Source organism: Nonomuraea rhizosphaerae (assembly GCF_019396405.1).
Taxonomy (GTDB): domain Bacteria; phylum Actinomycetota; class Actinomycetes; order Streptosporangiales; family Streptosporangiaceae; genus Nonomuraea; species Nonomuraea rhizosphaerae.
In genome coordinates this window covers 1-8,786 of record NZ_JAHKRL010000282.1, presented here as the reverse complement: position 1 = coordinate 8,786, position 8,786 = coordinate 1, and the positions used below count along the sequence as shown (strand labels likewise).

Here is an 8,786-nt window from a genome sequence, read left to right as displayed (position 1 = left end):
TCGACCACTCGGTGCGCACCGTGGACGAGGCCGTGGCGGTGGCCCGCGACGACCTCAAGGCCGTGCTCGGCCTCATCCAGGCCAGGCACATCGCGGGTGATCCCGAGCTGACCAGGAAGGCCAGGGAGGCGGTGCTGGCCGAATGGCGCGCCGACTCCCGCCGCAGGCTCGGTGAGCTGCGCGACGCCGCCGACCGGCGCGCGCAGGTCAGCGGCGAACTGGCCTTCCTGCTCGAACCCGACCTCAAGGACGGACGCGGCGGCCTTCGCGACGTCCAAGCCATGCAGGCCGTGGCAGCGGCCTGGGTCGCCTCCGCGCCCGGTCCCCGGGCGCGTGAGGCCTACGAGTTCATCCTCGACGTACGCCACGCGCTGCACATCGTCACCGCCCGCGGCGCCGACAGGCTGGTGCTGCAGGAGCAGGACGCCGTCGCCGGGCTGCTCGGGCTGCTGGACGCCGAGGCGCTGATGCGCAGGCTGGCCGAGGCCGGCCGGACGATCTCGCACGCCTTCGACGCCACGTGGCGCACGGTTGACAGACTTCTGTCGGGACCGGCTCCACGGGGACGCCGGCCGCTGGCTGACGGAGTGGTCGAGCACGGCGGTGAAGTGGTGCTGGCCCGCGGCACCGACCCGCGCAAGGACCCGGTCCTGGTGCTGCGCGCCGCCGCCGCGGCGGCCGACTCCGGGCTGCCGCTCGCGCCCGCCACCATGTCCGTTCTCGCAGCTCAGTCGCCCCCCATGCCGGTGCCGTGGCCCGACGAGGCGCGCGACGCGCTGGTGTCCGTCCTCGGCGCGGGCCGCGCCGCCGTGCCGGTGTGGGAGGAGCTCGACCAGGCCGGCATCCTTGTCAAGCTGATCCCTGACTGGGAGCGCGTGCGGCACCGGCCGCAGCGCAACCCGATCCACCGCTTCACCGTCGACCGGCACCTCATCGAGGCCGCCGCGAACGCCGCCAGCCACACCCGCGAGGTCTCCCGCCCCGACCTGCTGCTGATCGGGGCGCTGCTGCACGACATCGGCAAGGGCTGGCCGGGCGACCACTCGACGACGGGCGAGGTCGTGGTCCGCGACATCGCCGCCCGCATCGGGCTGCCCCCGGCCGACGTGGACACCCTCGCCACGGTCGTCCGCCACCATCTGCTGCTGCCCGAGACCGCCACCCGCAGGGACCTCGACGACCCGGTCACGATCGAGAAGGTCGCCGGAACCGTCGGCACGCACGAGGTGCTGGACCTGCTGGCCGCCCTGGCCGTCTCCGACGGGCACGCCACCGGCCCGGCGGCCTGGAACGCGTGGAAGGCCGGGCTGGTCGCCGACCTCGTACGACGGGTGCGCTCGGTGCTGTCCGGATCGACGCCGCCCAAGGCGCCGAGCCTGTCGGAGAGCCAGACCGCGCTGGCCCGGCACGGCGGCGGCGCCGTCCGCGTCAACGGCGGGGCCGTCACCGTCGTGGCCCCCGACCGGGCCGGGCTGCTGTGGAGCGCCGCCGGGGTGCTGGCCGCGCACCGGCTGATCGTCCGTTCCGCCTCCTCCGCCGCCGCGGGCTCGACCGCGGTGATCGAGTTCTCCGTCATCCCCGAGTTCGGCTCCCCGCCCGACCCCGCCACCCTGGAGGCCGATCTTCGTCTGGTCCTTGCTGGACGCCTTGACATAGAGCAGCGTCTGCAACGCCGTACGCGATCTATGAGACCCGCTCGTGTTCCCGTGGCTCCACCCCGTGTGACCTTGGTGGACGATGCTTCCGCGACCGCCACGGTGATCGAGGTCAGGGCCCATGACAGGCCGGGACTCCTGTGGCGCATTGGACGGGCGTTCGGTGAGTGTGGTCTTGACGTGAGAGCCGCTCGCGTGGAGACTCTCGGCGCGGAGGCGGTGGACGTCTTCTACGTGGTAGACCGCGCCGGACGGCCCCTCAGCGACGGCGCGCAGCGGACATTGGTCCGTGATCAGGTGCTCGCGGCACTTCGATAACCAACAGCACACAACAACCAGGGGTACATTGACAGGCAAAGTGCCCGTTTTGCCTGGAAAGTCGGGTGCTTTGACAACCTTTGGACGGCCTGGACCTGCCGTTGGAAACCGGATGATCGAGGGGTAGCGGAAGCAGTGACAACGGGGAACTCCGGCAGCGGCCAAGCCGCGGGGCAGGGCCGCGTCAAGCGGGCGCTGCCCAGGCTGGGCTTGCGCAACTGGCGGGTGAGATGGCGTCTCACCGCGCTGGTCCTGGTTCCCACCATCGCGGGCGTCGTGCTCGGTGGGGCGCGCGTGGTGGGCTCGGTCCAGAGCATCGGCGACTACGACCGTACGGCCCTGGCCGCCGAGCAGGCGGGCAGGATCCGCGACCTCGTGCAGGCACTGGGCGTGGAGCGTGACACCGGCGGCTGGATGGCCGCCTCGTCCAGGGCCCGCAAGAGCCTCGCCGGCGTCTACAAGGACCGCAAGGCCAAGGTGGACGGCCTGGTCAGGTCCGTGCAGTCCGACATGACCATGATGGACGACTCGTACGGAGTGCGGGTCGCCGCCGCCGTCAAGCGGACCGGCTACGACTTCGGCGTCCTGAACAGGACCCGCAGCGAGGGCCAGAAGGACACCACCCGCTACGACTCCCTGCTCGACTCGCTGCTGCGGCTGCACGACGAGCTGAGCCTGCTCAGCGACGACTCGCAGATCGTCGGCCAGTTCAGGGCGCTGAGCGCGCTGGCGCGCGCCAAGGAGGAGATCTCCAAGCAGCGCGTCCAGTTGCTCAAGGGCCACTACAACTCCGCCTCCGTGGACGCCAAGGAGGTGGAGCGGTTCATCGCCTCCAACGCCAGGCAGCGGGCGGAGATCGCCGCGGTCGGCCAGGAGGCCGGGCCGGACGTCGGCCTGGCGCTGTCGAAGGCGCTGACCGCGCCCGAGTACTACAACACCGAGCTGACCAAGTCGCGCGCCATCACGCTGGCCGCCGGCAAGGCCCCCGGCGTGCGGATCAGGGACAATCTGCTGGCCGCGACCGACCGCGCCAAGCCCGCGCCCGACCAGTGGTTCGACGACAACGCCACCACCATCGACATCCTGCGCAAGGTCGAGGGCGACCTGAGCCAGAAGGTGGCGCTCAGGAGCCAGGAACTGCGCGACGCCGAGACCCGCAGCGCGATCATCGCCGGCGTGCTGATCGTCGCGCTGCTGCTGCTCGTCCTGCTGCTCACCGTCGGCATCGCCCGCTCGATCATCGCGCCGCTGCGCCGCCTGCGCACCGAGGCGCTGGAGATCGCCGGGTTCCGGCTGCCGGACGTGGTGCGCAGGCTGCGCGTCACCGGTGACGCCCCCGCCGACGTGCGGCCCATCGAGGTCGACGGCGACGACGAGATCGGCGAGGTCGCCCGGGCCTTCGACCAGGTGCACCGCCAGGCCGTACGGCTGGCGGGCGAGGAGGCCGAGCTCCGCAGCAACATCAGCTCGATGTTCGTCAACCTCTCGCGCCGCACGCAGACGCTGGTGGAGCGGCAGATCTCGCTGATCGACGGCCTGGAGAAGGGCGAGCAGGACGGCGGCCGGCTGGCCGACCTGTTCAAGCTGGACCACCTGGCCACCCGCATGCGCCGCAACTCCGAGAACCTCCTGGTCCTGGCCGGTCACGAGGCCAGCCGCAGGCGCAGCCAGCCCGCCAAGCTGGTCGACGTGGTCCGCGCCGCCCTGTCGGAGGTCGAGGGCTACGAGCGCGTCCAGGTCAAGGTGCACCGTTCCACGTCCGTGCTCGGCAGCGCCGCCAACGACCTCGTGCACCTGGTGGCCGAGCTGGTCGAGAACGCCATCCAGTTCTCGCCCAAGAACGCCCCGGTCATGGTGTCGAGCAGCCTCATCGAGGGCGGCGGCGCGCTGCTCTCGGTCAACGACACCGGCATCAGCATGACCGAGGAGGAACTGGCCGAGGCCAACCGCAGGCTCGCCGAGCCGCCGGTCGTGGACGTGTCGGTCTCGCGGCGCATGGGCCTGTTCGTGGTCGGCCGTCTGGCGCTGCGTCACGGCATCCGCGTCCAGCTGCGCAAGGGCGATGGGGCCGGGCTGATCGCCATGATCCTGCTGCCGCCGGCGCTGGTCGCCGACGCCTCCCGGCCGCCGCTGCCCCAGCGGCCCGCCTACGGGCCCAACGGGCCGGTCACCATTGGGAGCGGTCCCGTCCCGTCCACGCCGCAGACCGGTGTCCCGGCGCCGAACGGCACGTTCCGCAGCTTCGCCAGCTTCGACCCCCTCGACACCAGCGGGAACAACCCGGCGCGGCCCTTCACGGCCGACACTGACGGCGGGGCGCACCGGCCGTCGTTCGACACGGGCGGCTACCCGTCGTACCCGAGCCCCAAGGGGCCCTTCAACGGGCCGCTGAACGCTCCTCTGGACCCCACGGGCGGGCCCGCCAACGGGACGCCTCCCGGCGGCCCCGGACGGGCCTTCCCGGGCCCTGCGGCGCCGTCCCAGTACCCGTCCCAGCCGTCCTCGTACTCCAGCCAGCCGCCCTCCTACCCGTCCCAGTCGCCGTCGTACCCGACCCCGGACCGCCTCGGATCGTTCCCGTCGCAGGGGGGCTCCGATGGCGCGTTCCAAACGCCGTACAGCACGGGCGAGCCGCGCCGGCGCGACGCGCCGCCGTCGGTGGAGATCTCGCCCATGGATCCGGGACAGGAGGAGTTCCTGCCGATCTTCGCGTCGGTGGAATCCGCCTGGTTCCGCAAGCCGCCGGCCGATCAGTTCCAGCAATCTCCGAGCGGGGATGAGCCTAACCCCACGCAAGCCGTACCCTCTGTGGAGGAATCGTGGCGAACTGCCGCTGACGCCGGTTGGCGTGCGGCCGCAGCCGCGAGCGACCCGAGCCTCGGGGGCACCACTGCCTCGGGGCTGCCGAAGCGCACCCCCAAGGCGAACCTGGTCCCCGGCACCGCCGGTCAGCCGCAGCAGCAGCGGCAGGCCCCGGCGCCGCCCCTGTCCGCCGAGCGGGCGCGCAGCAGGTTGGCCAGCTTCCAGCAGGGAGTGCGCCGAGGTCGTGCGGAAGTACGTGGACAGGAGGAACAACAGTGAGCGAGCGTCCTGCCGGGGAGGGCGAGTGACCACCCTTAGCCATGAGGCGCACAGGTTCGACTGGCTGATCACCGACTTCGTGCGGAACACGCCCGGAGTCGCGCACGCGGTGGTCGTCTCGGCCGACGGCCTCTGCCTGGCCAGCTCCGAGGGTTTCCCGCCGGACCGGGCCGACCAGCTCGCCGCGGTCTCCGCGGGCCTGCTGAGCCTGACCGTGGGCGCCTCCCGGGTGTTCGAGGGCGGATCCGTCAACCAGACCGTCGTCGAGATGCAGCGCGGGTTGCTGATCGTGATGGCGATCAGCGACGGCTCCGTGCTGACGGTGCTGGCCGGCATCGACTGTGACATGGGACTGGTGGCGTACCAGATGACGCTGCTGGTCGACAGGGCGGGCCAGGCGCTGACGCCGGCCCTTCGCGCGGAGCTGCAGGCGGCCAGGACGCGGTGATGCTATGGAACTGATGGAGGAGGGCCGTGTACGGCATTGACGGGACCGGGGACGATGAGCCCCTGTTCCGTCCGTACGCGGTGACCGGCGGCCGTTCCGAGCCGCGTTACCACCTTGCGATGGAGACGCTGATCTCGTCGATGTCCATACCGGATGACGAGATGGCCATGCTCACTCCCGAGCAGGAGGCCATCATGCAGCTCTGTCGTACGTTCCGGTCGGTCGCCGAGATATCGGCCCTGCTCCGCGTCCCGCTGGGCGTGGCCCGGGTGCTCGTGGCGGACATGTCCGACGAAGGACTTGTCCGCCTGCACCAGCCGCACCTCAGCCAGGGACAACCAGACCTCAACATGCTCGAAAGGGTGCTCAGTGGACTACGCAGGCTCTAGCCCTGGCCTGACGTCGACGAAGATCGTCGTCGCGGGCGGGTTCGGCGTCGGCAAGACGACGTTCGTGGGGGCGGTGTCCGAGATCCTGCCGCTCACCACGGAGGCGGTCATGACCGACGCGTCCGCGGGCATCGACGACCTCGGCCTCACGCCGAACAAGCAGACGACCACGGTGGCCATGGACTTCGGCCGCCTGTCCCTCGACCGTGACCTGATCCTGTACCTGTTCGGCACGCCCGGGCAGCACCGGTTCTGGTTCATGTGGGACGACCTCGTCCGCGGCGCGATCGGCGCCGTGGTGCTGCTCGACACGCGGCGGCTGGCCGACAGCTTCCCCGCGATCGACTACTTCGAGGAGGCCAAGCTGCCCTTCGTGGTCGGCGTCAACGGCTGGGACGGGCAGTTCCCGCACTCCGAGGAGGAGGTGCGGGAGGCCCTGGCGCTGTCGCCGCACGTGCCGATCGTGCGCACCGACGCGCGGGCCCGCGAGTCGGTGAAGGCGACGCTGATCTCGCTCGTCGAGCACGTCGTACGCCTGCGCGCGGCGCCGGTCTCCTAGGACGACCGGGTGCTGCTGGCGCTGGCCGCGGTCGCGATGATCGGCCTGTCCGCCTGGTGGCTGGGCCGGCGCGCGCCCACCGGCGAGCCGGTCGTCCAGCCCCTGCGCACGGGATGGCGCGGGCGGCTGGGCGAGGAGGCCGCGACCGCTCTGCTGGAGGGGCTGCGGGCCCTGCCGGACCAGGGCGGGCCGGTCGGGCCGGTCGGGATCGACGAGCGGGCCGGCGTGGTGACCGTCGCCGACCCGCCGTGCCTCGTCTCGCTGGACCTGCTGGCCAACCTCTTCGCCGCCCGCGGCCAGGCGGCCCTGTACGACCCGCAGGCCACGGCCGCCGACCTGATGACCAGGCTCACGGCCGCCGAGCGGCCCGGCGTGCTGCGGCCGCGCACGGGCTGGACGGACGGCGACGGGTTCGCCCAGGCCGTGCGGAAGGTCGTCTGCCCCGAGGGCGCGGCCGCCGGCGACGAGCGCCTGGGCGCGCTCGTGGTCGTCGTGCTGGACACCACGATGCTGCTCGACCTGGGCGGGATCCGGGAGCGGTTCGAGGACTCGCGGGCGCGCCAGCCGGGAGCGCCCGACGAGGTGGTCCTGCGCAGTGTGCTGTCGAGCGTGATCGCCGACGGCGGGCCAGGGCTGACGTGGACGGCGCCGCCCACGGAGCGGCAGCTCAGCGGCGCCCTGGCGATCGTGGCGCCGCCCGTCCCCGCCAAGGGCTGAGCGTCTCGGCGGGCGAGCCTCTTGAGCGCCCTCGGCGGCCGAGCGTCCTTAGACGCGGCGGGTGATCAGCGCCTCGATGCCGTCCAGCACGCGTTCGAGGCCGAACGCGAAGGCGTGCTCGGCGCTGTAGGCGCCGTTCAGGGCCTCGCCCGCCGCCTGCCCGACCCTGCTGGCCGTGGGCCATCTGGAGGCGTCGGCGATCCGGCCGAGGAACGGCGCGTGCGCGGCCCACCACTGCTCGTCCGTCATCCCGGTGCGGCTCTCGGCCTGCGCCGCCTCGACCGCGCCCCTGGCCGTGCCGTGCACGAACCCGGTCACCAGGGTGATCACCGAGTCCATCTCCAGGTCGCTCAGCCCGATGCCGTCGACCGCGCGCAGCTCGTAGTCGTACTTGGCCGTGACGTTCGGGCCCAGCACCGGGCGGTTGGCCGCCACCTGCAGCAGCCAGGGGTGGCGCAGGTAGAGCGCCCAGTTCTCCTCGGCGATCAGCGTCAGCTTGGCCCGCCAGCCGCCCTCGACGTCCTCGGGCCTGGCCGTCTCGCCGTAGACGGTGTCGAGCATGACGTCCAGCAGCTCCGGCTTGCCCGGCACGTACGTGTAGAGCGACATCGTCCCGACGCCGAGCTTCTCGGCGACGCGGCGCATCGACAGCGCCTGGAGGCCCTCGGCGTCGGCCACCTCGATGGCGGCGCGCACGATGCGGTCCACGCCCAGGTCGGGCTTGCCCTTGCGGCTGGCGCGCTCGCTGGTGCGCCACAGAAGCGCCAGGCTGCGGGCGGGGTCGCCCTTGCCGGAGTACTCGGTCGTCACCTTCGTACGGTACACCGTACGGTTGCGTGATCTGAAGCGTATGTTGTACGGTACGCCGTACGACACACGAGGAGGCGGCATGGCGGCGGTGGTCGCGAGACGACTGCGCAAGACGTACGGCACCAGAAAGGCCGGCAGTAAGGCGGCCCTCGACGGCTTCGACCTGGAGGTGCCCGAGGGCACGGTCTGCGGCCTGCTCGGCCCCAACGGCGCGGGCAAGACCACGGCCGTCCGCGTCCTGACCACGCTCCTGCGCCCGGACGAGGGACGGGCGGAGGTGGCGGGCTTCGACGTGGCCACCAGCCCCCGGCTGGTGCGGCGCAGCATCGGCCTGGTCGGCCAGCACGCGGCGGTGGACGAGGTGCTGACCGGGAGACAGAACCTGGAGCTGTTCGGCCGCCTCTACCACCTGGGCGCGCGGGCGGCCAGGGCCAGGGCCGTGGAACTGCTCGACACGTTCGGCCTTGAGCATCCCGGCCCGGTCAAGGAGTACTCCGGCGGCATGCGGCGCCGCCTCGACCTGGCGGCCGGGATGATCCTGTCCCCGCCGGTGCTCTTCCTCGACGAGCCCACCACGGGCCTGGACCCGCGCGGCCGGGCCGAGGTGTGGAAGGCGGTGCGAGCGCTCGTCGCCGGCGGCACCACGGTCCTGCTGACGACCCAGTACCTGGAGGAGGCCGACCGGCTGGCCCACCGCGTCTCGGTCATCGACGCCGGGCGGGTCGTCGCCGAGGGCACGCCGCACGAGCTGAAGGCCAAGCTCGGCGGCGGCCGCCTCGCCGTGGTGGGCGGCGGCGCGGCCCGGCTGG

The 8,786-nt window shown here is 72.3% G+C and carries 8 protein-coding genes; 7 read left to right on the top strand and 1 reads right to left on the bottom strand.

From position 1 onward, the window contains the following. The 6 genes from KME77_RS14365 to KME77_RS14340 form a co-directional block, all read left to right on the top strand. The coding region (locus KME77_RS14365) for a [protein-PII] uridylyltransferase (RefSeq protein WP_219467028.1) at positions 1–1,973 on the top strand (1,973 nt) is incomplete at its 5' end. Between the two features lie 135 nt (positions 1,974–2,108). After that, a complete protein-coding gene (locus tag KME77_RS14360) occupies positions 2,109–5,054 on the top strand; it encodes a nitrate- and nitrite sensing domain-containing protein (RefSeq protein WP_219467026.1) in 2,946 nt (981 codons plus the stop codon). Between the two features lie 25 nt (positions 5,055–5,079). Then, a complete protein-coding gene (locus KME77_RS14355; RefSeq protein ID WP_219467024.1) occupies positions 5,080–5,502 on the top strand; it encodes a roadblock/LC7 domain-containing protein in 423 nt (140 codons plus the stop codon). Positions 5,503–5,528: 26 nt separating this feature from the next. Continuing rightward, positions 5,529–5,891 (top strand): DUF742 domain-containing protein, encoded by a 363-nt coding sequence (locus tag KME77_RS14350; protein ID WP_219467022.1) that lies wholly within the window; start codon positions 5,529–5,531, stop codon positions 5,889–5,891. Then, a complete protein-coding gene (locus tag KME77_RS14345) occupies positions 5,872–6,450 on the top strand; it encodes a GTP-binding protein (protein ID WP_219467020.1) in 579 nt (192 codons plus the stop codon). Before KME77_RS14350 ends, KME77_RS14345 begins: the two co-directional genes overlap by 20 nt. Before the next feature lie 9 nt (positions 6,451–6,459). Next, positions 6,460–7,167: a hypothetical protein gene (locus KME77_RS14340; RefSeq protein WP_219467018.1), complete on the top strand. Its 708-nt coding sequence runs from the start codon at positions 6,460–6,462 to the stop codon at positions 7,165–7,167. A gap of 48 nt (positions 7,168–7,215) precedes the next feature. Here KME77_RS14340 and KME77_RS14335 read toward each other — a convergent pair whose 3' ends face one another. Next, entirely contained in the window at positions 7,216–7,977 is a 762-nt protein-coding gene (locus KME77_RS14335; RefSeq protein ID WP_219467017.1) for a TetR/AcrR family transcriptional regulator, read from the bottom strand. 79 nt (positions 7,978–8,056) lie between these two features. Here KME77_RS14335 and KME77_RS14330 point away from each other — a divergent pair. Further along, the coding region (locus tag KME77_RS14330; RefSeq protein WP_246609754.1) for an ATP-binding cassette domain-containing protein at positions 8,057–8,786 on the top strand (730 nt) is incomplete at its 3' end.